The organism is Cycloclasticus sp. (genome assembly GCA_040743155.1).
In the GTDB taxonomy this organism is placed as follows: domain Bacteria; phylum Pseudomonadota; class Gammaproteobacteria; order Methylococcales; family Cycloclasticaceae; genus Cycloclasticus.
Window position 1 is genome coordinate 1 of sequence record JBFLJU010000001.1, and the last position, 24,643, is coordinate 24,643.

Sequence of the window (24,643 nt, forward strand, 5' to 3'; positions counted from 1 at the left end):
GAAAGCCCAGAAGGCGAGTACATGGGCAACATGGTCGAATGGCAAGATTTAACCGAGCAAAAAGAGAAAGATAAAGAGGTAGCTCGTTTGCAATCGGCGGTTGATAGCGCACAAACCAATCTGATGATGTGTGATGCAGACTTAAACATCACCTACGCTAATGATGCCGTGGTGAGAATGTTAGCAAACCGTGTCAACGAATTGCGCACCATCTGGCCGGGAATGGACCCAGAGAATCTTATCGGTACGTGTATTGATGGTTTCCACAAAAACCCCGCGCACCAACGTGCCTTGTTATCGGATAAATCTAGACTACCGGCGAAAGCAGAAATTGAAGTCGCAGGACTCACCTTTGCCGTGAATGCCAGTTACATCGAAAGCCCAGAGGGCGACTACATGGGCAACATGGTCGAATGGCAAGATTTAACCGAGCAAAAAGAAAAAGAACGTGAAGTAGCTCGTTTGCAATCGGCGGTTGATAGCGCACAAACCAATCTGATGATGTGTGATGCAGACTTAAACATCACCTACGCTAATGATGCCGTGGTGAGAATGTTAGCAAACCGTGTCAACGAATTGCGCACCATCTGGCCGGGAATGGACCCAGAGAATCTTATCGGTACGTGTATTGATGGTTTCCACAAAAACCCCGCGCACCAACGTGCCTTGTTATCGGATAAATCTAGACTACCGGCGAAAGCAGAAATTGAAGTCGCAGGACTCACCTTTGCCGTGAATGCCAGTTACATCGAAAGCCCAGAGGGCGACTACATGGGCAACATGGTCGAATGGCAAGATTTAACCGAGCAAAAAGAGAAAGAGCGTGAAGTGGCACGGTTACAAGCAGGGTTAGATAGCGCACAAACCAATATTATGATGTGTGACAACGATTTAAATATTATTTACGCCAATGACGCGGTGATTGCGATGTTACAAAACCGCGTGAATGAACTGCGTACTATTTGGCCAAGCTTAGATCCACAAAACTTAATTGGTACCTGTATTGATGGTTTCCACAAAAACCCTGCGCACCAGCGTGCCTTATTAGCGGATAAAAACCGCTTACCGGCACAAGCAGAAATTTCAGTGGGTGGTTTAGTGTTTTCGGTCAACGCCACTTTCATAGAAGACCCAGACGGCAAGTACATGGGCAACATGGTGGAATGGCAGGATTTAACCGAAGAGAAAGACGCCGAGAAACAAATTCAAAATATTATCTCCGCAGCGACAGCGGGCGAGTTAGGCGAGCGAATTGATCATGAAACGTACAGTGGTGGTGTGAAAGCCATTGCATCTGGTGTTAATGAACTGGTTGATACCTTTGCGGCGCCGATACGTTCAGTGGCTTCGTTAATGAATGAACTTGCAGCCGGTAATTTAGATATCAAGGTTGATGGGGATTACCAAGGCGAGCTTGAGCAGTTGATGAACTCGGTAGGGGCAACGATTAGTAATTTGCAAGAGTCCGTTAGCAAAATTGGTACGGCTGCGAGCAATATTGGAGTAGCCACCTCTGAAATTGCAACAGGCAACGCCGATTTAAGTAATCGGACAGAACAGCAGGCATCTGAACTTGAAGAAACGGCGGCGAGTGTGGAAGAGCTCACCAGCACGGTTCAACAAAGTGCGGCTAATTCGAAACGTGCTAATGATTTAGCTGAAGGTGCCAGCGCCCAAGCTGTAAAAGGTGGCGATGTGGTGAAAGATGCCGTTGTCGCGATGAGCGAAATCAATGCTTCAAGTAAGAAGATCTCAGACATTATTGGTGTGATTGACGAAATTGCTTTCCAAACAAACTTGTTGGCATTGAATGCAGCGGTTGAAGCCGCTAGAGCGGGCGAGCAAGGCCGAGGCTTTGCAGTGGTCGCCAGTGAAGTTCGGAATTTGGCGCAACGAAGTGCCGGAGCAGCGAAAGAAATTAAAGTGTTGATTAATGATAGTGTGGATAAAGTGGGTGAAGGCAGTCGATTAGTTGATGAGTCCGGCAAAGTGTTGGCTGAAATTGTCGAATCGGTGCAAGAGGTGAGCGGACTGATATCTGAAATTGCATCAGCCAGTTCAGAGCAGGCGGCCGGTATCGAACAGGTCAACTCTGCGGTGACTAACTTGGATAGCGTGACACAACAAAATGCGGCACTGGTTGAGCAAGCAACAGCGGCAGCGATGTCGCTGCAAGAACAGGCCGGTATTTTGAACTCAGCGACATCGTTCTTTAAGTTACCTCCATCATTGTTGGCAGCAGCGGCTCCGGTGGCTCGTGCTCCAATGGCACCAGCTCCAATGGCACCACTGGCTCCAGCTCCGGTGGCTCGGGCACCACTGGCACCAGCTCCGGTGGCTCGGGCTCCAATTGCCCCTGCACCAGTGGCTCCAGCAGCAGATGATAATGAGTGGGATGAATTTTAAACACTTGGGACAACAAGTCAGGTAAGTGTTGGACGTGTTGGGCCTGAGCATAGCTATACTAGGAAACTAGAAGGCCCGACGCTAACAACGCTAATTTGAGAATGAATTATTTAGCCTTTTAACTAAATCAAATAATGGAGATGGCTGTGGTTGCGGCGATAAAAGCAGATAAAGAAAGGGAGTTTAAGTTTACTGCAAAGGTATTTAATAAAATTCAAGAGCTGGTGAAAGAGAGAACCGGCATCGTGTTGGCTGATGGTAAGCAAAACATGGTGTACGGTCGACTAGCGCGGCGACTTCGAGCGCTAAAACTGTCGAGTTTTGAAAGCTATATAAAGATTATTGAAAGTAAGGATGAAGAAGAGCTTATTCATCTGGTTAATGCGATCACGACGAATTTAACGTCATTCTTTAGGGAAGAGCACCACTTTGGCTATCTAAAAAGCACGGTATTTCCGGCGCTAATGGAAAAAAATGCAGCGACTCGTAAAATTAGAATTTGGAGTGCGGGTTGCTCAACAGGTGAAGAGCCCTACAGTATTGCGATGACTGTTCGAGAATTCTTCCCGCAGGATAGTGGATGGGACGTGAAAATTATTGCGACTGATTTGGATTCTAACGTTGTCAATACGGCCAAAAAAGGCGTGTATACCCTGTCTAGAATTGAAGGTGTTTCCAGAGAATATAAAAAACGTTGGATGATGCGTGGCAAAGGAGAAAAGTCCGACTTTGTAAAGATGGGTCGTGAATTACAAAATATTATCACTTTCAAGCAATTAAATTTATTAGAGGGCTGGCCAATAAAAGGGCCGATAGACATCATATTTTGTCGTAATGTTGTTATTTATTTTGATAAGGATACCCAGCGATCTCTGTTTGATCGTTACGCAAATACGTTGGCGTCTGATGGACATTTGTTTATTGGGCATTCAGAAAATATGTTTAATGTATGTAAGCGATTTGAGTCGTTAGGCCATACTATTTATCGAAAAACGCATTAAGCAGATGGCGGTAACTAGTATAAAACCGGCAGCAATGCCCACCGCCCTGCCAGGGTTTGAAGATATTAATCGTTACTGGGATTCGTCACACGGTCACTATTCGGCAAAGATATTGCCTGGGCAGTATTACGTGAGTAAAAACGATGAGTTAATTGCGACGGTATTAGGTTCGTGTATTTCTGTCTGTGCCTATGACAGAGTAGCCGGCATAGGAGGCATGAATCATTTTATGTTGCCCATATATACGCGGGAGCATGATGAAAGTTGGGGCTCTACCGTGATCAGCAGCGAAACACGTTATGGCAACTTTGCGATGGAGCATATGATTAATGACATTATCAGCAATGGCGGCGTTAAAGCCCGTTTGGAAGTTAAAGTGATTGGTGGTGGCCGTGTCATGGAAAAAATGACTGATGTCGGCTTACGAAATATTGCGTTTATCTATGATTATGTGGCGAATGAAAATTTGCAATTAGTATCGGAAGACGTGGGTGATAGATACCCACGAAAAGTGTTGTTCCACGTGAAAACGGGTAAGGTTAAAGTTAGAAAGTTGAAAAAGGTGAACAATACTACCTTGTTACAACGGGATGCAGAATACATTAATAAACTAAAAACGACAGAGCTGGATGGCTCGGTTGATTTGTTTTAGTACGGAAGGAATTTGCGAATAAGTATGGATAAAAAAATTAAAGTATTAATTGTGGATGACTCGGCGATTGTACGTCAGGTGCTCACAGAAATTTTTAAAAATACCGATGATATTGATGTGGTTGGTACCGCAATAGACCCCATCATTGCGAGGGATAAAATTAAGGCATTAAAGCCCGATGTTATAACCCTAGATATTGAAATGCCAAGGATGGACGGTATTACTTTTTTGAAGAATTTAATGCGTTTACGGCCAATGCCAGTGGTGATGATTTCAACGCTGACTGAAAAAGGTGCCGACATTACCTTTGAAGCATTAGAAATAGGTGCGATAGATTTTGTTGCTAAACCGAAGGTGAATGTAAAAACACAATTAGCAAAATATTCGGCAGAGGTTTGCGATAAAGTTCGTGCGGCTGCCAGGGCACGTATCCGAGGAGCCAGCCTAGCGCCGGCAGCGCCAGCAGTTAAAGTTAAGCTGCAGCCAGTTTCTAGGCTGAACCATAAGCAAATCATCGCAATTGGTTCCTCAACCGGTGGTACAGAAGCCATTAAAAGTATCTTGGCGGGCTTGCCAGAGGGTTCGCCACCGGTGGTCATTACGCAACACATACCCAAGTCATTTAGTGGGCCATTTGCAAAGCGTTTAGACAGTATCTGTGCATTGTCGGTTGTTGAGGCGAAAACAGGCATGCTAGTAGAGCCGGGTCATGTGTACGTTGCGCCGGGTGATGGACACTTACTTATTATGAAGAAAGGGGGGCGCTACAGTTGTGTTGTAAATGATGGTCCCCCCGTGAACAGACATAAGCCATCGGTTGACGTTATGTTTCGTTCCTTGCTTGCCTGTAGCCCACAAGACGTTCATGCCGTTATGTTAACGGGTATGGGTGCTGATGGCGCTGAAGGTATGTTGGAATTACTGCAAGCCGGTGCAAAAACGACGGCGCAAGATGAGGCCTCCAGTGTGGTATGGGGGATGCCGGGTAGTGCCGTCAATTTGTCTGCTGTACAGTCAATTTTACCGTTGAAGAAAATAGCTGGTCACTTGATTGACCAGTACGAATAGGAATGCGAATAGTCGTTAAGAACTAAAGTGTGGGTGAGCTAAGCCGATAATGTGGCTATAGCACAATAAGTTGAGGAGAATACGTGATAGAAGAAAAGAGTTTTATGAGGCAGTTCTGGCCGGCGCTATTGGTTAGTTTTTTGGCGATTGTAGCGGGTTTTGTGTTGCCGCCAACAACAATGTATTTAGCGCCAATGCTTGTGATCATAAGCACGGTAGTTTGGATGGCTGTTGGGTTGCTCGGTGGTGGCTCACAAAAATTGCCCAAACAAAAAACGGTGGATGAAGCTTTGGCTAACGGCTCAGAAGCATCAAAATTGGATCGAGAAATCAGTGGCTTGCTGACGGATATAGGTTCTATTGTGGAAAATGAGTTGTCTAGAGCGCAGTCTGAAACGACTAGAATTAGGCAGTTATTAGCTGATGCGATTATCGAATTAAATAGCGGCTTTAATGGCATGAACGAGCATGCGCAGCAACAACAACATGAAATTACTAGTGTGATGAAATCAATGTCAGGCACTGGTGATACTGAAGGCGGCAGTCAGCTGGATTTCGCAAGCTTTGTTAATGAGACAAATGAGACGCTAAATTATTTTGTTGAAAATATTTTAGATATTAGTCAACAAAGCATGGAAATGGTGGGTAACATCGATGATATTTCAGGCAATATGGATGAAATATATGAGCTCCTTAAAAACGTGACAGCCATCGCCGATCAAACCAATCTATTGGCATTAAATGCGGCGATTGAGGCGGCAAGAGCTGGAGAGCATGGTAGAGGTTTTGCTGTGGTGGCCGATGAGGTGCGTAAATTATCTACCGGTTCTGCTGAAACGGGTGATCAGATTAGGGCGGTTATTTCTCGTTCAAAAGAGAATATAGATGGTGCTGTTGCAAAAATCGGTAGTATGGCATCAAAAGACATGAACGTGGCGATGGAATCTAAGCAGCGCGTTAACGAGATGATGTCCGAAATAAGCGAAATGAATCAAAGAATTGGCTCAGAAATGCAGGTGATTCAAAATATTACAGCGGAAATAAATAATGACGTTGGTCGCGCTGTGCGTGGCCTACAGTTTGAGGATATGATCTCTCAATTAACAGTACATATCGAAAAAACTTGCGAACAAGTGGGGCCATTTATTACTCAAGCGTCTGCTTATTATAAAGACAATAGTGGCGGCAGTGATGCCGTTTCTCGGGTTAAGAACTTGCGCGAACAGTTACAACAAATTCGTACGGAGACTTGTGCTGTTAGACACGTGGCAGTAAAACAAGAAGCCATGACTGAGGGCGAGGTGGAGCTTTTTTAGCCTAGTCGGTTAGAGCTCTGTCGCGGGTTACAAATTTGTAAGTTATACAGGTGCCAATTGAAGAGAACACTAGCCTGCATGAAACATGCAGGCTTTAGCGCTTAGTTACTTTAGTCTATCCGTTAGGAATTCGATGATGCCCTCTAGCGGAATATCTTGGTTATCGCTGTCTACGCGCGCGCGGTATTCGACCATGCCGTTATCCAGTCCACGGTCACCTAAGACGACACGGTGCGGAATACCGATAAGCTCCATGTCGGAGAACATAAAGCCAGGGCGTACTTTTCTATCATCAAATAACACGTCAAAACCAGCTTCTTTAAGTTCTAAATAGAGCTTTTCAGTCGCTTCTTTTAAGCGCTCGGATTTATGCATGTTCATGGGTAATAAGGCTATTTGGAACGGTGCCAGTGCGGCGGGCCAAATAACGCCTTTGTCATCGTGATTTTGTTCAATAGCAGCGGCTATAACACGGGTTACGCCAATACCGTAACAGCCCATGGTCATGGTTTGGTTTTTGCCATTTTCATTAAGTACAGACGCCTTCATGGCATCGCTGTATTTGGTGCCTAATTGGAAGATATGACCGACTTCAATGCCGCGGGCGATGGTTAGCGTGCCTTGACCGTCTGGGCTTAGGTCGCCTTCAACTACTTGCCGAATATCTTCAATACGCGTTGGTTCAGCCAAATCGCGTTGCCAATTAACGCCGCTATAGTGCATGCCATTATCGTTTGCCCCGCAGACAAAATTCGCCATTTGCGCCGCGCTACGATCAACAATCATTGGTATCTCTAGGTTGATTGGGCCAATGTAGCCGGCATCACAAGCAGCCGCTTTAAGGATCTCTTCATCATCTGCCAGAGTAAGGGGTGAGGCAACGCCGTCTAATTTTTCGGCTTTAATCTCATTCAATGTATGGTCACCACGTAACAGTAGTGCAATCACGCCGTCATCATCACTTTTAACCAGCAAAGTTTTTAAACACTGTGCGGGGCTTATATTGAAGAAGGCGCTGACTTCTTCAATGCTGCGTTGATTTGGTGTGGCTACTTTTTCAAGTTGCTGGCTGGCGTCTGCTCGTCCAGCAAGAGGTGTGAGGGCTTCTGCTTTTTCGACATTCGCTGCGTAGTCGCTGTCAGTAGAAAAGGCGATGGCGTCTTCGCCGGAATCAGCCAGTACGTGAAATTCGTGTGAAGCATTGCCGCCAATGGAGCCGGTGTCAGCCAAAACGGGTCTAAAGTTTAATCCTAAACGACTAAAGATGTTGTTATACGCTTGGAACATGCGGTCGTAAGTTTCTTGTAGCGACGCATCATCTAAGTGAAACGAGTAGGCGTCTTTCATGATAAATTCACGCGAGCGCATAATGCCAAAACGAGGGCGAATTTCATCGCGAAACTTGGTTTGAATTTGGTAGTAATTGATCGGCAACTGTTTGTAACTCTTAATCTCGTGACGTGCCAATTCGGTGATAATTTCTTCGTGCGTCGGGCCTAAGCAAAACTCACGACCGTGGCGGTCACTTAAGCGCGCTAGTTCAGGGCCGTATTGTTCCCAACGACCAGACTCTTGCCAAAGTTCGGCGGGTTGCACAACCGGCATAGAGACTTCTAATGCTCCGGCGTCGTTCATTTCTTCACGAATAATAGCTTGAGCTTTTTGCAATACACGAACGCCCAGCGGTAACCAGGTGTATAAACCAGCGGCTAGTTTGCGAACAAGCCCCGCTCGAATCATTAACTGATGGCTAATAATTTCGGCGTCTGAGGGTGTTTCTTTTACGGTGTTGAGAGGGAATTGACTAGTACGCATAAGGCATCGATTGGAAAGGTGTGATTGAATGTTGGGCGGTATTTTACGCTGAAAACAGGTGCTCACCTAGGGCTGGTATGAAAAAACATGAATATTGCCGTGTGTTTTGGCATAGTTGCGGTGGTGTATTTTTAAGCCGCTTCTTCGCGCCAACGTTTAAGCTTTCGATCTAGTGTGCGGCGCGAAATACCTAAGCTTGAGGCGGCTTTGCTTTTATTGCCGTTGTTTTCTTTAATGGCTTTTAATATATGTATTTTTTCGTGAGATTTTAAGCCGAGCGAGCCAGCGCTTAGAACGGTTATATGGTTGTTGGGCAAGTTCTCATGTAGCGGGAATTCTAATAGCAGCGAACGCTCAATGTGATTGCGTAATTCTCGAATGTTGCCGGGCCAATCGTAAGTGCGCAAGGCATCAATCGAAGTTGCTGAAATACCGGGTTGTTCAATGTCGTGTTCTTCGCAAATTTGAGCGATAAAACTCAGTGTTAAGTCTTTAATGTCATCGAAACGTTCACGAAGCGGCGGTGCGGTGAAGGGAATAACGCTTAATCGGTAATATAAGTCGGCTCTAAATAAACCCTTTTTAACGCGGTCTTTTAAATTTTGATTGGTGGCCGCAATGATGCGAACAGAGATGGGGTACTCTTTATCGGAACCCACGGGGCGTATCATTTTCTCTTCCAGTAAACGTAGTAACTTTGGTTGGAAATCGAGTGGTAACTCACCAATCTCATCTAAAAACAAGGTGCCGTGTTGTGCAAAGGAAACCAGCCCTGTGCGTGACTCTTGTGCGCCAGTAAAGGCGCCCTTGGTGTGACCGAATAACTCGGTTTCCAGTAGGTCTTGGCTGAAGGTGGCGCAATTAATAGCGACCAATTTGCCTTTGCGCTGGCTTAAATCATGAATTTTTCGAGCGATTAAGCTCTTGCCTGTTCCTGTTTCGCCTTCTAATAAAATGGGTGTGTTCTTGCCGGCAATCCGCTTAATATCGTCCAGTAAGCGTCCGATCGTGGCGGTGTTGCCAAAGAAATCGTGTTTATCGCGAATGGCTTTGCGTTGGTTAGGGGAGAGTAAGTTGCTCATGCGTAGGAGGGGAGTGTGACATATTGTCTTAAGGATCTCGTATTTTGGGACAAGTTGTCGAGAATGTCTATCGCTGCAAGAGCTAGTTTGTTGCTGGGGTTTGAAAATGAGTAGATAAATCATGGGGCTGCCGACACCTTCCTAACGTGGTATAAATTCTGCTTATGTTGGCGAGATGATTAATAAATATAATTAAAAGTAGAGGACTTAAATGAGATTTAAAAAACTAGCACTTGCAACGGCTGTTATTGCAGGCCTGTCTACACAGGCGCAGGCGGGTTCAGAGCTGGCAACATTGTTGATGTTGTTACACGAGAACGGAACAATTTCAGATGCGCAGTACAAACGTGTGTTGGCAGAAGCGCAGGCATCTGAGCAAAAGCAAGTCGCTGAAAAGCAAGAAATTCAAGCGCAATTGGATAAGGCGACTAATGTAGAAGTTAATGTGGGTAAAGGTGGTCTTGCGGTTAAGTCTCGAGATGGTTCATTCACGACCAAGATAGGTGGGCGTATGCAACTGGATTCAGCGTGGTACGGCGAGGACGATTCGGCTTCGGGGAGTACGCTGGGTGATGGCACAAAGGTGCGTCGCGCAAGGCTTTATATTAAGGGAACGGTGAATAAGGATTGGTTTTATAAGTTTGAATATGACTTTGCCGGTTCGGGTGATACAAGAAATGGCATTACCGATATTTGGGTAGGTTATAACGGTTTTGATTTTGACGGCTTAAGCGTTAAAGCCGGTCACTTTAGAGACCCATTTATGTTGCAAGACCAAGTCAGTGATAACAATACCCAATTTACTGAAAGGGCATCGATTGATGCGTTTACCGCGAGCAGGCACATTGGTGTGATGGGTAGTGTTAACCGTCAGCACTGGACGGCAGCGCTGGGTGTGTTTGGTGACAAGGCCAAGACAAATGGCGGGTCAGATGATGAGGGCTGGGGCTTAGGTGGTCGTGCTACTTGGATGCCTGTTAATGAAAAAGGTTCGTTGGTTCATTTCGGGTTAGCGGCAAATTACCGCAGTACAGACGGTGACAGCGTTCGATTTAAACAGCAGCCGGAAACGAACATCTCTGGAGTAAACTTTGTTGATACAGGTTCGTTATCAGATGTTGATAATTACTTATCTCTAGGGGCGGAGCTGGCGATTGTTCAAGACCGATTCTCCGGGCAAGCAGAATACATTCGCACCACGCTTGATCGCAATACGGCGAGCGACCCTACCTTCGACGGTTGGTATGCGCAAACGGGTTGGTTCTTAACCGATGATACGCGTCCGTATACGCACAAAGGTGCTAAGTTTAAGGCGGTTAAGCCAAGCAACCCTTTCGGTAATGGGGGTATGGGTGCGTGGGAAGTGGCGCTTCGTTATAGCACGATTGATTTAATTGATACTGGAATAGACGGTGGTGAAATGGACAACTTGACGTTGGGTCTAAATTGGTTCCCAGTAGCCGGTTTACGTTTCTCTGCCAACTACATTAAAGTGCTTGAAATGGATGGCGGCGCACACGATAACGAAGAAGCTGACATCATGCAGCTTCGTGGTCAGTGGGCGTTTTAATGTGAATTTAAAGAGCGCCGTAATAGGCGCTCTTATTATTAAATAAAGTGGAATTAGGAATGAAGAAATTTACATCATTAATGCTTGCCGGTGCTTTTTTAGTTGTCGCAACAAATGGCTGGGCAGCGGATATATTGAGAATGTCGACGACTACCAGCACCGAAAACTCAGGTTTATTGGCCGTATTAAACCCAGCGTTTGAAGCAAAGCACGATATTAAACTGGAAGTGATTGCCGTTGGTACCGGCAAGGCCTTGAGAATGGGCGCGCAAGGTGACGTAGACGTTGTGTTTGTACACGCACCGAGTGCAGAATTAAAGTACGTTAAGTCGGGTGATTTTGTAGACCGTGCGGCGGTGATGCATAATGATTTTGTGATTGTTGGTCCGACAAGTGATCCAGCGATGCTTTCTGTTGCAGCAACGGCAACAGAGGCGCTATATAAAATCGCACACACAGGCTCTATTTTCGTTTCACGCGGTGATGATTCAGGCACCCATAAGAAAGAAAGAATCTTATGGGCATCTGCAGACACTAAACCCTCTGGTGACTGGTATGTAGAAGTGGGGCAAGGCATGGGGGCAGTGTTAAATATCGCCAACGAAAAACAAGCCTACGCATTAACCGACCGCGGAACACAAATTGCCTTTGCTGATAAGTTATCGTTAAAGGTTATGTTTGAAGGTGATGACGCGCTGTTTAACCCGTATCACGTGATGGCTGTTAGCCCTAAGAAGCACGAAGGGGTCGAGCACGGTTTGGCGATAAAATACATTGAATTTGTGACAAGCAAAGAAGGACAAAACATTATTGCTGGCTTCAGAAAAGGTGGGCAGCAACTGTTCTACCCAGATGCGAAGTAAATAAGAACGCTTATTTTGCAATAATTAAAACGCCTTCTCTGAAAATAGAAGGCGTTTTTTTTGCGCCTTTACTTGGAGCGTGACCAAAAGGAGGCCAGTAAGGAACCGGTCAAGTTATGCCATAAAGAGAATAATGCGCCCGGTAGTGCGGCCATCGGCGCAAAATATTTAACCGCCAAAGCAACGGCTAGCCCAGAGTTTTGCATGCCCACTTCAATCGCCAAAGTCTTACAGGTGGCTTGGTTCATGCCGGATGCACGCGCTACCCAGTAGCCGACTAATAAGCCAAGTGCATTGTGCAACGCAACAGCAGTGATAAGAAGAAGCCCTATAGAGCCTAAACGTGGTTGGTTGAGCGCAACAATAATGGCAATAATAAGGACGATGGCGAAGACAGAAATAAGCGGAAAAACTTGCCGTATTGACTGTAGAAAGCGGCCAAAAATATGGTTGATAATAACCCCAGCAGTGACCGGCAAGATGATGATTTTTACGATATCTGTCAGCATCTTCATCGCCGGGACGTCAACGTGCTTGCCCAGATATAGAAGGCTCAGGGCAGGTGTGGCGACAACGGCCAATAAGGTGGAAAACGTAGTAATGGTGATGGAGAGGGCGACGTTACCCTTGGCTAAATAACAGATGACGTTAGACGCGGTACCACCGGGGCTTGCGCCGACGAGCATCATGCCGCTCGCTAGCGCTAAGGGTAATTGTAGCCAAGTGGATATGCCCCAAGCAAAAAATGGCATGCATAAAAACTGTAGCAATAAGCCCAATAAAATGGGTTTGGGCGACTTAAGAATGCGTAAAAAATCGCTGGATTTCAGGCTAATGCCCATGCCAAACATGACCAAGCCAAGCAAGAAAAACAAACTGCCTTTGAGTGGCGTAAATAGCTCTGGCAGTGCATAGGCGATGAGTGATAATAGCACTGCCCAAACGGGGAAAAGTTTTGTGGCGGTGTTAATCAAAAGAAACTCCTTTTTACGCTGATTGACTGTTAATGGCTTTATTTAGAAAATCTTTTAGGTAGTGCCCGGTATGAGACTCAACGCATTGAGCAACCGTTTCAGGGGTGCCTTGCGCGATAATTTGGCCACCACCATCGCCGCCTTCGGGGCCCATATCAATAACCCAGTCGGCCGTTTTAATAACGTCGAGGTTGTGTTCGATGACGACCAAGGTGTTGCCGTGGTCGCGAAGGGTATGCAGCACAGTGAGCAGTTGTTGGATGTCGGCAAAGTGCAGTCCTGTGGTCGGTTCGTCAAGAATATACAGCGTTTTTCCAGTGTCGCGCTTGGATAGCTCGCGAGATAACTTGACCCGCTGTGCCTCACCACCGGATAGGGTGACCGCATTTTGTCCTAGGGTAATGTAGCCAAGTCCCACTTCCATTAGCGTTTTCAGCTTTCTTGAAACAACTGGGATGGCACTAAAAAAGACACAGGCGTCCTCAACAGTCATCGAGAGCACCTCGTGGATGGTTTTGCCCTTGTAGCGGATTTCTAAGGTTTCACGGCTGTATCGCTGGCCTTTGCAGCTTTCACAGTTGACGTATACGTCGGCGAGAAAATGCATTTCTACCTTAATGACACCATCGCCCTTGCAGGTTTCGCAACGGCCGCCTTTGACGTTGAAACTGAATCGGCCGGGTGTGTATCCACGTGAACGGGCCTCGGGTGTGGCGGCAAATAATTCACGAATGGGCGTGAACAGGCCAGTATAAGTGGCGGGGTTAGAACGTGGGGTACGGCCAATTGGGCTTTGGTCAATATCAACGACTTTGTCGATGTTTTCTAAGCCATCCACGCCGTCATTAACGGCAATGGGTAAGGAAGATTTATTCAGTATTTTCGCAACCGTGGGGTATAAGGTTTCGTTAATTAGGGTGGATTTTCCTGAGCCAGAAACGCCTGTGACGCAGGTAAATAAACCAACAGGGATATCCACGCTGACATTTTTTAAATTATTTGCGCGGGCATTGTTGATGCGCAGTTTTTTTGTTGCATCGGCTTGATGCCGCTTACTCGGTATGGCGATACATTGTTGCCCCGATAAGTATTGCCCAGTAATAGAGTTCGGGTTGTCGATGATGTCTTGCGGCGTTCCTTGAGCGATGATTTCTCCGCCATGAATACCGGCGTTGGGGCCAATATCGACCACGTGATCCGCCGCTAAAATGGCGTCTTCATCATGTTCGACAACAATCACCGTATTACCAATATCGCGCAGGTGAAAAAGCGTGCTGATAAGGCGTTGATTATCGCGCTGGTGGAGGCCGATAGACGGTTCGTCTAATACGTACATAACGCCAACAAGCCCAGCGCCAATTTGGCTGGCGAGGCGAATTCGTTGGGCTTCGCCACCAGACAAAGTGTCTGCGCTGCGGTCTAACGATAAATAGTCCAAGCCAACGTTAATTAGAAAATCGAGGCGAGCTTTTATTTCTTTGACGATCTTTTGGGCAATTTCTCCGCGGTGCCCAGAGAGCCTTAGCGAGGCAAATAGGTCACTGGACTTTTGAATCGATAGGTTGGTGATATCGGGCAGTGTGTGGGTGTCAACAAAGACGTGTCGAGCCGCCTCATTCAGGCGCTGGCCATCACAGTCGGGGCAGGCTTTGCTGGATAAATATTTGGCCAGTTCGTCACGGACGGTGTTGGAATCGGTTTCACGGTAACGGCGTTCCATGCTGTGAATAATGCCCTCAAAAGGGTGGGTGCGTTTAGTTGTTTCACCTCGGCTATTGAGCGTGTTAAAGGTGATGGGTTCGTCGTTGCTGCCAAATAAAATAGCCTGCTGAATTTTTTCTGGATAAGTATTAAACGGTTCTTCTGGGTCAAAATGATAATGCTTCGCCAGCGACATAATCATCTGGTAATAATACATATTACGCTTGTCCCAGCCGCGGATGGCACCACCGGCTAGGCTGATCTCGGGGCTATGCAAAACTTGGTTTGAATCGATGTACTGCTTAATACCCAAACCGTCGCAACTGGCGCAAGCTCCCTTGGGGCTATTGAATGAGAAGCTACGCGGCTCTAACTCGCTAATACTGTAACCGCATGTTGGGCAAGCGAAGCGCGCGGAAAAGAGAATTTCTTCGTCATCATCCATGCTGCTGATGATGGCGATGCCTTCGGTGAGCTTCAAGGCCGTTTCAAATGACTCTGCCAGTCTAATGGATAGGTCGTCGCGAATTTTGAAGCGGTCGACGATGATTTCAATGGTGTGTTTTTTCTTTAACTCTAACGGCGGCGCATCCTCTAGTTCAACAACTTCACCATCAATGCGTGCGCGAATAAAGCCTTGGTTACGCAGGTCATTTAAAACGTTAAAGTGTTCCCCCTTGCGTTCTTGAATAACGGGAGCCAATAGCATCCAACGTTTATCTGGGTTCAACGCTAGAACAGAATCGACCATTTGGGTAATGGTTTGAGCTTCCAGTGAGGTGCCGTGGTCTGGGCACTGTGGAATACCGGTTCGGGCAAACAAAAGTCGCAAATAGTCATAAATTTCTGTGATGGTCCCAACCGTCGAACGTGGGTTGTGTGAGGTGGACTTTTGTTCAATTGAAATGGCGGGCGATAAGCCTTCAATGTGATCTACATCGGGTTTTTCCATTACCGATAAAAACTGTCGCGCATAGGCTGAAAGAGATTCAACATAGCGCCGCTGACCTTCTGCATAGATGGTATCAAACGCCAACGAAGACTTGCCCGAGCCCGATAAACCAGTGATGACAATCAGCTTGTCGCGAGGGAGGTCGAGGTCGATCTCTTTTAAATTATGCGTTCGCGCACCGCGAATTTGAATGGTGTCCATTTACGTGCCTATTTATAGCGCCAAACCTGTTAATATACCCCTCTTTTGAAAGTCTAGGCAAAGTAATTATGGATGATTCGTTAGGCCGATCATCAACAATGAGCGAGCAAGAGAAAAGAGCAAGCCTTGGCTTGGCGGGCATCTTTTCAATGCGTATGCTCGGCTTGTTTATGATTTTGCCGGTGATGTCTTTGTATACGGAGAATCTTGACGGTATCACGCCGGTGCTGTTGGGCTTAGCTATCAGTGTTTATGGTTTAACGCAGGCGTTATTGCAAATTCCATTTGGTTTAATGTCGGACCGTTTTGGCCGCAAAAAGATTATCACCATTGGTTTATTGTTATTTGTTGGCGGCAGTGTTGTGGCGGCTATGTCCACTAGTATCTATGGCATTATTGCTGGCCGCGCATTGCAAGGTAGTGGCGCGGTTGCGGCAGCGGTGATGGCCTTGGCGGCCGACTTAACGTTGGAGCAAAACCGTACAAAAATAATGGCGACTATCGGTATCAGTATCGGTATTTCGTTTGGTATAGCCATGGTGCTTGGGCCAATATTGGCTGCGGTGGTCGGGTTGAGTGGTATTTTTTGGTTTACCGCTGTGTTGGCAACAATTGGGATTGTGATACTGCATAAGGTGGTGCCCCAGCCAAAAAAAGTAACCATACACAAGGACGCAGAACCGATACCCGCCTTGATGGGCAAGGTATTAAAAGATGGGCAATTGCTGCGCTTAGATTTTGGTATTTTCTGTTTACATTTGGTGATGACGGCGATGTTTGTTGTTTTGCCGTTATTAATGCGCGGTAAGCTCGGTATTGCGGCTGAAGATCACTGGATGGTGTATTTACCCGTGCTGGGTTTGTCGGTAGTTGCAATGGTGCCGTTTATTATCATTGCAGAAAAAAAACGCAAAATGAAAACCGTTTTTGTGAGTGCCGTGGCGACTTTATCTTTTGCTAGTATTGGCCTGTACTTATTCAGCGGTCACCTATGGGGTATGGTGGTGTCGTTATTTATATTTTTTACCGCCTTTAATCTATTGGAGGCGAGTCTGCCCTCTTTGATTTCGAAGATAGCGTTTGCTGGTGGCAAAGGAACGGCAATGGGGGTTTATTCTAGCGCGCAGTTTTTTGGTGCTTTTTGCGGCGGCCTAATGGGTGGGCTGGTATGGAATCATTACGGTTTGTCCGAGGTCTTTCTGGTTTGTGCTGGTATTTTGTTTGTTTGGGCTTTGGTTGCGTTTAGCATGAAATCACCGCGACACATGAGCAGCTTATTGAAACACGTGGTCGTTGAAACGGCCGAGCAAGCGCAGGAGATAACTGATAAGCTATTAGCCATAAAAGGGGTGTTGGATGTAGGTATTTCAGTTGATGATTCAACTGCTTACCTGAAAGTGGATAATGAATTTTTAGATGAAGCGGCGTTGGATATTATCATTTCTAATCCTTCGGAAAGATAAGCTTCATTAACGAATAGGTTTAATTTAAACGCCTCGGTAGGGGCACGAACAAGCGGAGCACAAGATGGCAAGTAGAGGCGTAAACAAAGTAATTTTGGTAGGCAACTTGGGTAAAGACCCAGAAATTCGTTATATGCCAAGCGGTGGCGCAGTGGCAAACATTACGGTAGCAACATCAGAAACGTGGAAAGATAAAAATACCGGTGAGCAAAAAGAGCAAACAGAGTGGCACCGAGTGGTGTTTTTCAACCGTTTGGCAGAAGTGGTAGGTGAATACCTAAAGAAGGGTTCAAAAATTTATGTTGAGGGCTCATTGCAAACGCGTAAATGGCAAGATCAAAGTGGGCAAGACCGCTACACCACTGAAATAAAAGGTAGCACCATGCAAATGTTGGACAGTCGAGGCGGCGGTTCAGCGGAGTTCTCGCCAGCTTCGAAGTCGCAGTCTCAGCCAAGCAACTTCTCATCAGCACCTGCTCAACCGACAGCGCCGATGGATGATTTTGATGATGATATTCCGTTTTAGGAATACATAATAAAAAGTTATTGAATTGAAATGATAAGGGCCTGTTTTACAGGCTCTTTTTTATTTACGGCAAAAGAATTGTTGAAAATAACCTTAAGCTTTTCACCGTGTTAGTTGTATGCATCCACTATAATGAATATTCAAAATTGAATAGGATAGTGTTCATCGCATGCTATTTGATTAACACTTAAGAATGATTGAGAAGTATGTCGAATGTAAACCAGCCAGATTGGCTAAGCCCCGAAGAATATCAGATGATTGTTGCGCCTTCACTTAAGGTGGCGGCGGAATTAGCCGCTAGCCGAGGTGATCCAACACTACTCCAAGATTTGCCGAGTATGTTGTGTTTGATGCACTTGGTAACAAGCTTAAGAAAGTACTACGTTGATGAATGGGCGGTGCTTAGTGCGATGTCTAGTGAAGAGTCTTTGCAGAGGGCACCAGAAGCGGCCTGTATGATGGTGCTTACGGAAGGCAATGTTGGGAAAGCTGAGATGAGCTCGATGATCAGTTCGCTCAATAGGGCGTATCAGCAGATATTAGATGCAGCGATAATGGCCGACGCGGACGCGGATATAAAGCGTGCTTGGGAGGCGATGAAACTGAGCGAGCACGAGCAGTTTTTGGCCTTATTAGAGCAAGCGGCGAAAAAATTTGTTATAGGTATTGATGCCTGGGAAAAAGGCCGATAGCGTTAAGCTGCTTATTACTCCATGCTCGAGGCGGATTGAAAAGTGATTACTCCGATATTCTTTTTAATTGATAGTTAACTTCATGGCATTTTTATGTCTAAGATGTACGCATTACTGATTGGTTCAATAAGACTGGGCCAGTGTTATGGTTAAAACTAGCTGAACAGGAGTTCTCGATGAAATTAAAAGAATTATTGGAACAATGGAGCTTGGGCGGATCGACAGTATTGACAGAGGAACGTTACTCTATTCGATTATCGGCCAATGACGCCGCTCGCTTATTAGCGTTGGCAGAAATGTATCCAAACAGAACGGATACTCAAATGATTACAGACCTTTTACGCACGGCATTGGATGGCTTGGAAGAAACGTTACCGTATATTCAAGGCGATAAAATTATTGCTGAAGATGAATTTGGCGACCCGATATATAACGATGCGGGACTCACGCCGTTATTCAGCGGATTAAAAAAGAAATACAGTGACTTACTCAAACAAAACGTTGACCTTGTTTAGTGTTGGCTGATGACATCGTTGGGTTAAGCTGTGGTGTTGCTGTGAATGCGTAAAAGGTACGTGAAATGGCTATGTTTGTGTGCCTTGGCGCTTGTTCAGTTGGCTTGTGCAACAACGCCACCAAAGAATCAAACGAACCTTTGTTCAATTTATTATGAAAAAGATGATTGGTACGCAGCGAGCTTGGCGGCACAGGAAAAGTGGGGCACGCCGATAGCGGTGCAAATGGCTATTATTCATCAAGAATCGCATTTTCAGTCGGACGTTAAGCCGCCACGGGACTGGTTTTTAGGCATGATTCCCTTGCCTAGATCATCAAGTGCCTACGGCTACGGGCAGGCGCAAGATTCGACTTGGGATTGGTATATGAAATCGACTGATAATTATGGTGCCGATCGAGATGACTTTGCCGATGTGGCCGACTTTATAGGCTGGTATACGAATGTAACGCAGCGTAAGCTGGGGGTTTCCAAGTGGGATGGAGAAAAACAATACCTTGCCTATCACGAAGGTCACGGTGGCTACAGCCGTGGTACGTACTTGGCTAAACCTTGGTTACAACGGGTGGCAAAAAAAGTCGGTGCCGAAGCGAAACGTTATTCGTCGCAGTTAAAAGGCTGTGAATCAAATTTAGACGCTGGTTGGTCAATTTGGCCGTTTTAATCTTTATGGATGTTCTGGCAAAAAAAAGCTATCGCTTGATTTGTGCCGGACTTATTCTGGCTTTATTGCCGTGCGCAATACTGGCTAGGGACACGCAGGCCTTTCCGCTCCCCAATACTCTAAAGCCGGATGTTAATTTCTGGCTAAAAGTGTATACAGAAGTGAGCACAACCGAAGGCTTGATTCATGATAGCCAGCATTTAAACGTTATTTATGAGCGACTGTCATTTGCCGCTGGGATGAGCTACAAAGCCCGTCAAAAAGCGATTAAACAAAAGAAAAAATATTATAAAAGTATTTTGACTTACCTCGCGGCGAACCCCAATAAACGGCTAGATAGGGCGCGTTATCGGCATGTAAAAGGCTTATGGCCAACGGGAACAAGCAGTAAAGAGTTTAAGGCAGCGACCAAGCGCTTGAGATTTCAGCTGGGCCAGTCGGACAGGTTCAAACGCGGCTTGGTCAGGTCTGGGCGATGGCAGCCGTTTATTAAGGAAGAATTTGATAAGTTGGGCATTCCGCATGAGTTAGCCTCTTTGCCGCACGTTGAATCTTCATTTCGATCTGATGCGCGGTCACATGCTGGCGCAGCAGGCTTATGGCAATTTACCCGTTCAACGGGTCGTCGATTTATGCGTATAGATCACGTGGTAGATGAGCGGCTAGACCCTTTTTTAGCAACTAGGGCGGCGGGCTTATTATTAAAAGACAACCATCAAATCACGGGTACTTGGCCATTGGCATTAACGGCGTATAACCATGGTGCGGCAGGTATGCGGAGGGCGGTTAAAGCGACCGGAGGCACCGATATTGCAAAAATAGTGCGCGAGTATAAGGGGCGCACGTTCGGGTTTGCCTCGCGCAACTTTTATAATGCCTTTGTTGCTGCGAATGAAATTGATCAAAATACGTCAACCTATTTTGGACGAATACAGCGCGAGCAGAGAATGCTTATTCAAGAGGTTAAATTGCCGTCGTACTACACGGCGCAAGGCTTGATGACCGCCTTCGGTGTGAAGAATAATATCTTTAAATCACTGAACCCCGCGTTACAGTCCACTATTTGGTCGAATAGTAAATACGTGCCAAAAGGCTATCGACTTCGCGTACCGGTTAAGTCAGGCGGCGCGACGTCAAAAAAATTAATAGCGAGTATTCCGCGGGATGAGAAATCGGCAAAGCAAAAGCCGGATGTCTCATATAAAGTGCGGCGTGGTGATTCGCTATCAAAAATTGCTAAACGGTTTAAAGTTCGCACCACTGAGCTAGTGGCGATTAATGCCCTTAGAAGTCGACATCAAATTCGTATTGGTCAGGTGTTGAAGCTACCGAGTGCCGCCAGAAAGCAATTAAAAGGTGCGCAGCAAGTCGCGCCAGATGCTGTTTTTTATAGCGTGAGAAAGGGTGACCGCTTATCGGTTATTGCCCGTAAAGCCGGTGTGTCTGAGGCGAATATTTTGGTATTGAACAAGCTGAAGAATAAGAATTATTTATACGTTGGCCAGAAACTAAGGTTGAGACAAGATCCTATTGTTTTATCGCTTACCGCAAATGCGAAGGTGCTTAATCCTAAGCAAAGGGCTAGAGAACATACTTTAAGGGCGGATCCCAATGATTATTTGGTCTCTAACAATGGCTCAGTAGAAATTCAAAGTAATGAAACACTGGGTCACTTTGCTGATTGGTTATCAGTCAAAACGACGTCATTGAGACGGCTTAATAAGATGAGTTCGAGGTCTCGACTGGTGGTTGGCAAGCGATTGAAACTAGATTTCTCGCAGATTGAAAAGCCTGCATTTGAACAGAAAAGATTGGCTTATCATCAAAAATTGCAGGATGACTTTTTCAAACGATTTAGCGTTGTGCAAACAGAGGTGTTAACCTTGGCGAAAGGCGATTCTGTTTGGTTATTGGCGCAACAACGGAATGTGCCAATGTGGTTATTACGGCAATACAACACAGCGATTGATTTTAACCACATTAGTGCGGGTGCTCGGTTGATGGTTCCTCAGATTCACAAAAACTCGCAGTAACCCGCTTTATGCTTGAGAGGGTGTGATAATTAACTCTCCAGAGACAACATTAAAACTGCTATTACCATCGAGTGTGGCGATGAGGTCCTTGCCAACCATGTCGTTTCGCCAATCACTGAGTAACTCAATATCCCGTTGACCTTGGATTAATTGCAGTAATTCTTTACGATTAGTGAGTGAGGTGGGGTTAACGTTCGCAGTGGCTGCTTTTAACCTGACCTGTGCCATCAAAAGATCGGCTAGCGCTTCTTCCTTTTCAGTCACTTTTTTTGGTTTTTTGTGTGCTTCTAGTGGACTAGGTTTTTTATCGACGGCAGCGCTAATTAACTGAAGGATAGTGTTACCAAATTTATCGGCAAACTTTTCTGAAACACCGCGAATGCTCGATAAGGAATGAATGCTGCTCGGCTTGAGTTTTGCGATGTCGATTAAGACGTCGTCTTTGATTAGCCAGCCACGCGGAATATTTTTTGTTTGTGCGAGTGCTTCACGCCATTCGGCGACTTTTTGTAAAATGGATAGTGATGCGCCTTTTAAGCGTTTGGCAGCGCGGATCCGTTTCCAAGCGAATTCAGGTGGGTTGGCATATAACGAGGCTTTGCATAAATCGGCAAAGGCGGGTGCTAGCCAGTTGAGCCGGTCTTTTTCTTTAAGCTGGTTTTCTAATAATGGGTACAGCTTGGCTAAATAGATGACGTCGTCTGCGGCGTAGGTTATTTGTTCATCGCTCAGAGGCCTGCGGAGCCAATCGGTTCGGGAATGGGCTTTGCTTAATTGCACGCCCAAGATATCGTCGACTAAGCGCGCGTAACCGGCTTGTTCGGGGTGCCCTAGAATCGGGGCGGCGATTTGAGTATCGAAAACGGGTGATAAAGGTTCGCCACGTAAGTCGTAAAAGATCTCTTGGTCTTGGCGAGCGGCATGAAATATTTTTAAAATATTTTTATCGCTTAAAACATCCAATAAGGGGTTGATGTCGCAGGCCAGCGGGTCGATGATAGCGACTATATCCGGCGTGGCGATTTGGATTAACGCGAGTATTGAACGGTAGGTTTTTTCCCGCTGAAATTCGGTATCGATAGCTAACCACGGTACGCTTTTTATAACATTGCAAAAGTCGGTGAGTTGTTCGGTTGTATCGATATATTGGGGTTGAGTCATAACGGTAAGGGTTGTGAGAAGTTGAGGCAGTGTAAACGATGATTAAGGTTTTTTCAGCGCAAAATTTTATCGAGGTGGCTTTTTGGAGAAATTATCTAGAGCAACACGATATTGCGTGCCAAATTAAAAATGAATTTTTGGGCAGTGCGGCGGGTGAATTGCCGCCGATAGAGTGTTGGCCTGAGCTTTGGATCACGGATGATCGGGACGAAGCGGTGGCGCAGAAACATTTAGCCAGTGACCCATTAGGCGAGCAAAATTTGCCGGCTTGGCTTTGCCAGTTTTGTGGTGAAGAAAGTGATGGGCAGTTCACGCATTGTTGGAATTGCGAAAAAGAAAAAGCGAATGAAATTAGTGGGGAAGGTTAAATGATAGGCATGGCACTCTGGGAGCAATTGGCGTTAGGCGCGGTGGCTTTATTGGTTATTTTTTGGTTTAGGCCGGGCATTAAGGCGGCACTTAAACAAAGTGAAGAGGCGGAAAAAGACTGGGCCGGTATCTTGTTGCCTATAGCAGCGGTGATTTTATTCGTGGTCTTTCTGGTGATGACGGGTTAGAAGCTATTGATAAGCTCCTCAGTAGGCTCTGCGCAGCAATACCACGCTTCTGATAAGTGAGGCACGTGTTTAGCAGGGCTGGCGGCGAGGGCGGGTGTGGCTATGTTCAGCGCATCGTGTGTGGCTTGCCATATCGTAGAGAATGTTTGGTATCGAGCGTGTTCCTCTTGCTCGGCGTGTTCAACAATTTCCATGATATTAAGTTGAAGCTGATCGACATCAGGGTTTGTATGTTGCCATTGATAGCCTAAGGTATCTGCATCAAAGTCACCGATTAATTTTTCAAAACCAGGCAGTTCTAATAGATAAGAGCCATTTGGAATGAGCAGGCGAATCGCCAGTTGTATGGGAGCAACTTCGTTAATAAGGCCCAAGCTGACGACGTCGTGTAATAAATCTCGGTATCCTTGTAAACTCATCCAAGGGGAAAAGGGAACGAAGGTTGGTGATATCACAATGCCAGCTTGTCTTATTAGCTCGACCGCTTTGTAGGTATCAGCACGCGTATGCCCTTTATCCAGCTTTAATAAAATATCGTCATCAAAAGATTCAACCGCGCAGGTAATAAAGAGGCAGCCGGTTTTTTTCAAAATAGCTAATAGATCGGCATGTTTTAAAATATGTTCAACCTTGATGGTCGCGTCAAAACTGAGTTGAGGGAACTGTTCATGCATGGCGAAGATAATTTTCTTGGCATGAGTTGGGCCATTAAAAAAGTCGGGATCACCAAATGAAATATGTTCAGCGCCCATATCAACTTGCTGAGCGATATCCTGCATCACGATATCAAAGGGAATAATACGGAATTTTCCTTTATAAATCGGGGTAACAGGGCAATGACGACAGACGTGTTTGCAACCACGTGATGTTTCTATGAAGCCCAAGTTTTTTTGCTGGCCGGGTGCGGGAATTAGTTTTGCGTATTTTGATAAAGCTGGCAGAGCAGTTCTATCCGGTAATTTAAAATCAATTTTTGTTGTGCGAACGATGGTGTTGTCGATATTGGAATCCGCTCCCTGCGCCAGTTGATTGGCCAGCTGTAGAATATCGGGTTCGCTTTCACCGCCAAAGAAATAGCGCACCTTTTGCTGGCTAAGAATGTCTTGATTTAATGGCGCGTATAAGCCGAAAGAAAACAAGCTGGCTTTGGGCGCGTACTGATTGATTTTTGGTAAGGCCTTTAACGCAATGCGGGTGGCGGTGTGCATGCCGAGGTATAGGCCGATTAAGTCGGCTTTTTTTAGAGCTTTTTGCTCAAGTTGTTGGATGGATAAGTCTAAGCATTCGACATTAAAACCACTTTCTTTCAACCAAGTACGGGCGTGCGCTAGGGCAAATGGTTGGCGACCAAGGTCGTAAGGGCTGATCAATAAAATGTTTAATTTGTTTTGCATCGGTACTTATTGTTAATAAAAAATTAATTGTATCGAAC

21 protein-coding genes are annotated in these 24,643 nt (G+C 45.9%); 15 read left to right on the top strand and 6 right to left on the bottom strand.

The window, feature by feature from the left end:
• From AB1Y31_00005 to AB1Y31_00025, 5 genes are all read left to right on the top strand, one after another.
• Positions 1-2,406, top strand: a 2,406-nt coding sequence (locus AB1Y31_00005; GenBank protein MEW4981555.1) for a methyl-accepting chemotaxis protein, incomplete at its 5' end; no start/stop codon positions are given.
• Positions 2,407-2,546: 140 nt separating this feature from the next.
• The gene (locus tag AB1Y31_00010) at positions 2,547-3,407 is read left to right on the top strand and encodes a protein-glutamate O-methyltransferase CheR (GenBank protein ID MEW4981556.1); all 861 of its coding nucleotides are present in this window, start codon (positions 2,547-2,549) and stop codon (positions 3,405-3,407) included.
• Positions 3,408-3,411: 4 nt separating this feature from the next.
• Positions 3,412-4,059 (top strand): chemoreceptor glutamine deamidase CheD, encoded by a 648-nt coding sequence (gene cheD / locus AB1Y31_00015; protein ID MEW4981557.1) that lies wholly within the window; start codon positions 3,412-3,414, stop codon positions 4,057-4,059.
• A 24-nt stretch (positions 4,060-4,083) separates the two neighbouring features.
• Complete coding sequence (locus tag AB1Y31_00020; GenBank protein MEW4981558.1) at positions 4,084-5,127, top strand: chemotaxis response regulator protein-glutamate methylesterase; 1,044 nt, start codon at positions 4,084-4,086, stop codon at positions 5,125-5,127.
• Positions 5,128-5,210: 83 nt separating this feature from the next.
• A complete protein-coding gene (locus AB1Y31_00025; protein ID MEW4981559.1) occupies positions 5,211-6,443 on the top strand; it encodes a methyl-accepting chemotaxis protein in 1,233 nt (410 codons plus the stop codon).
• A 105-nt stretch (positions 6,444-6,548) separates the two neighbouring features.
• Here the strand turns inward: AB1Y31_00025 and AB1Y31_00030 are convergent, their stop codons facing one another.
• Both AB1Y31_00030 and AB1Y31_00035 read right to left on the bottom strand, forming a co-directional pair.
• Positions 6,549-8,258: a proline--tRNA ligase gene (locus AB1Y31_00030; protein MEW4981560.1), complete on the bottom strand. Its 1,710-nt coding sequence runs from the start codon at positions 8,256-8,258 to the stop codon at positions 6,549-6,551.
• A gap of 131 nt (positions 8,259-8,389) precedes the next feature.
• On the bottom strand, positions 8,390-9,340 hold the full coding sequence (locus AB1Y31_00035; GenBank protein ID MEW4981561.1) for a sigma 54-interacting transcriptional regulator: 951 nt from the start codon (positions 9,338-9,340) through the stop codon (positions 8,390-8,392).
• 211 nt (positions 9,341-9,551) lie between these two features.
• On the opposite strand from AB1Y31_00035, the gene AB1Y31_00040 reads away from it, so the two are divergent.
• Positions 9,552-10,910, top strand: a complete 1,359-nt coding sequence (locus tag AB1Y31_00040) for a porin (GenBank protein MEW4981562.1) — start codon at positions 9,552-9,554, stop codon at positions 10,908-10,910.
• 59 nt (positions 10,911-10,969) lie between these two features.
• Positions 10,970-11,773 carry a substrate-binding domain-containing protein gene (locus AB1Y31_00045; protein MEW4981563.1) on the top strand — a complete coding sequence of 268 codons (804 nt, stop codon included), beginning with the start codon at positions 10,970-10,972 and terminating at the stop codon, positions 11,771-11,773.
• A gap of 68 nt (positions 11,774-11,841) precedes the next feature.
• On the opposite strand, the gene AB1Y31_00050 is transcribed toward AB1Y31_00045, so the two are convergent.
• Positions 11,842-12,747, bottom strand: a complete 906-nt coding sequence (locus AB1Y31_00050; GenBank protein ID MEW4981564.1) for a bile acid:sodium symporter family protein — start codon at positions 12,745-12,747, stop codon at positions 11,842-11,844.
• A gap of 13 nt (positions 12,748-12,760) precedes the next feature.
• Positions 12,761-15,601, bottom strand: coding sequence for an excinuclease ABC subunit UvrA (gene uvrA, locus AB1Y31_00055; GenBank protein ID MEW4981565.1), 2,841 nt, complete (start codon positions 15,599-15,601; stop codon positions 12,761-12,763).
• A gap of 68 nt (positions 15,602-15,669) precedes the next feature.
• On the opposite strand from uvrA, the gene AB1Y31_00060 reads away from it, so the two are divergent.
• The 6 genes from AB1Y31_00060 (at position 15,670) to AB1Y31_00085 (ending at position 21,493) form a co-directional block, all read left to right on the top strand.
• Positions 15,670-17,064, top strand: coding sequence for an MFS transporter (locus AB1Y31_00060; GenBank protein ID MEW4981566.1), 1,395 nt, complete (start codon positions 15,670-15,672; stop codon positions 17,062-17,064).
• Between the two features lie 64 nt (positions 17,065-17,128).
• Positions 17,129-17,590, top strand: coding sequence for a single-stranded DNA-binding protein (gene ssb / locus AB1Y31_00065; GenBank protein MEW4981567.1), 462 nt, complete (start codon positions 17,129-17,131; stop codon positions 17,588-17,590).
• A gap of 206 nt (positions 17,591-17,796) precedes the next feature.
• Positions 17,797-18,282, top strand: a complete 486-nt coding sequence (locus AB1Y31_00070) for a hypothetical protein (protein MEW4981568.1) — start codon at positions 17,797-17,799, stop codon at positions 18,280-18,282.
• A gap of 176 nt (positions 18,283-18,458) precedes the next feature.
• Positions 18,459-18,797 carry a type 1 pili tip component gene (locus AB1Y31_00075; protein ID MEW4981569.1) on the top strand — a complete coding sequence of 113 codons (339 nt, stop codon included), beginning with the start codon at positions 18,459-18,461 and terminating at the stop codon, positions 18,795-18,797.
• A 45-nt stretch (positions 18,798-18,842) separates the two neighbouring features.
• A complete protein-coding gene (locus AB1Y31_00080) occupies positions 18,843-19,460 on the top strand; it encodes a hypothetical protein (protein ID MEW4981570.1) in 618 nt (205 codons plus the stop codon).
• Positions 19,448-21,493 (top strand): LysM peptidoglycan-binding domain-containing protein, encoded by a 2,046-nt coding sequence (locus AB1Y31_00085; GenBank protein ID MEW4981571.1) that lies wholly within the window; start codon positions 19,448-19,450, stop codon positions 21,491-21,493. Before AB1Y31_00080 ends, AB1Y31_00085 begins: the two co-directional genes overlap by 13 nt.
• 6 nt (positions 21,494-21,499) lie before the next feature.
• Here AB1Y31_00085 and rnd read toward each other — a convergent pair whose 3' ends face one another.
• Entirely contained in the window at positions 21,500-22,654 is a 1,155-nt protein-coding gene (gene rnd / locus AB1Y31_00090) for a ribonuclease D (GenBank protein ID MEW4981572.1), read from the bottom strand.
• A 38-nt stretch (positions 22,655-22,692) separates the two neighbouring features.
• Between rnd and AB1Y31_00095 the strand changes: the two genes are divergently transcribed.
• Together AB1Y31_00095 and AB1Y31_00100 are read left to right on the top strand one after the other, a co-directional pair.
• A complete protein-coding gene (locus AB1Y31_00095) occupies positions 22,693-23,022 on the top strand; it encodes a DUF2007 domain-containing protein (protein MEW4981573.1) in 330 nt (109 codons plus the stop codon).
• On the top strand, positions 23,023-23,211 hold the full coding sequence (locus AB1Y31_00100; GenBank protein MEW4981574.1) for a hypothetical protein: 189 nt from the start codon (positions 23,023-23,025) through the stop codon (positions 23,209-23,211).
• Here AB1Y31_00100 and AB1Y31_00105 read toward each other — a convergent pair.
• The gene (locus AB1Y31_00105) at positions 23,208-24,605 is read right to left on the bottom strand and encodes a CUAEP/CCAEP-tail radical SAM (seleno)protein (protein ID MEW4981575.1); all 1,398 of its coding nucleotides are present in this window, start codon (positions 24,603-24,605) and stop codon (positions 23,208-23,210) included. The genes AB1Y31_00100 and AB1Y31_00105 overlap by 4 nt on opposite strands.
• Between the last annotated feature and the right edge of the window lie 38 nt (positions 24,606-24,643).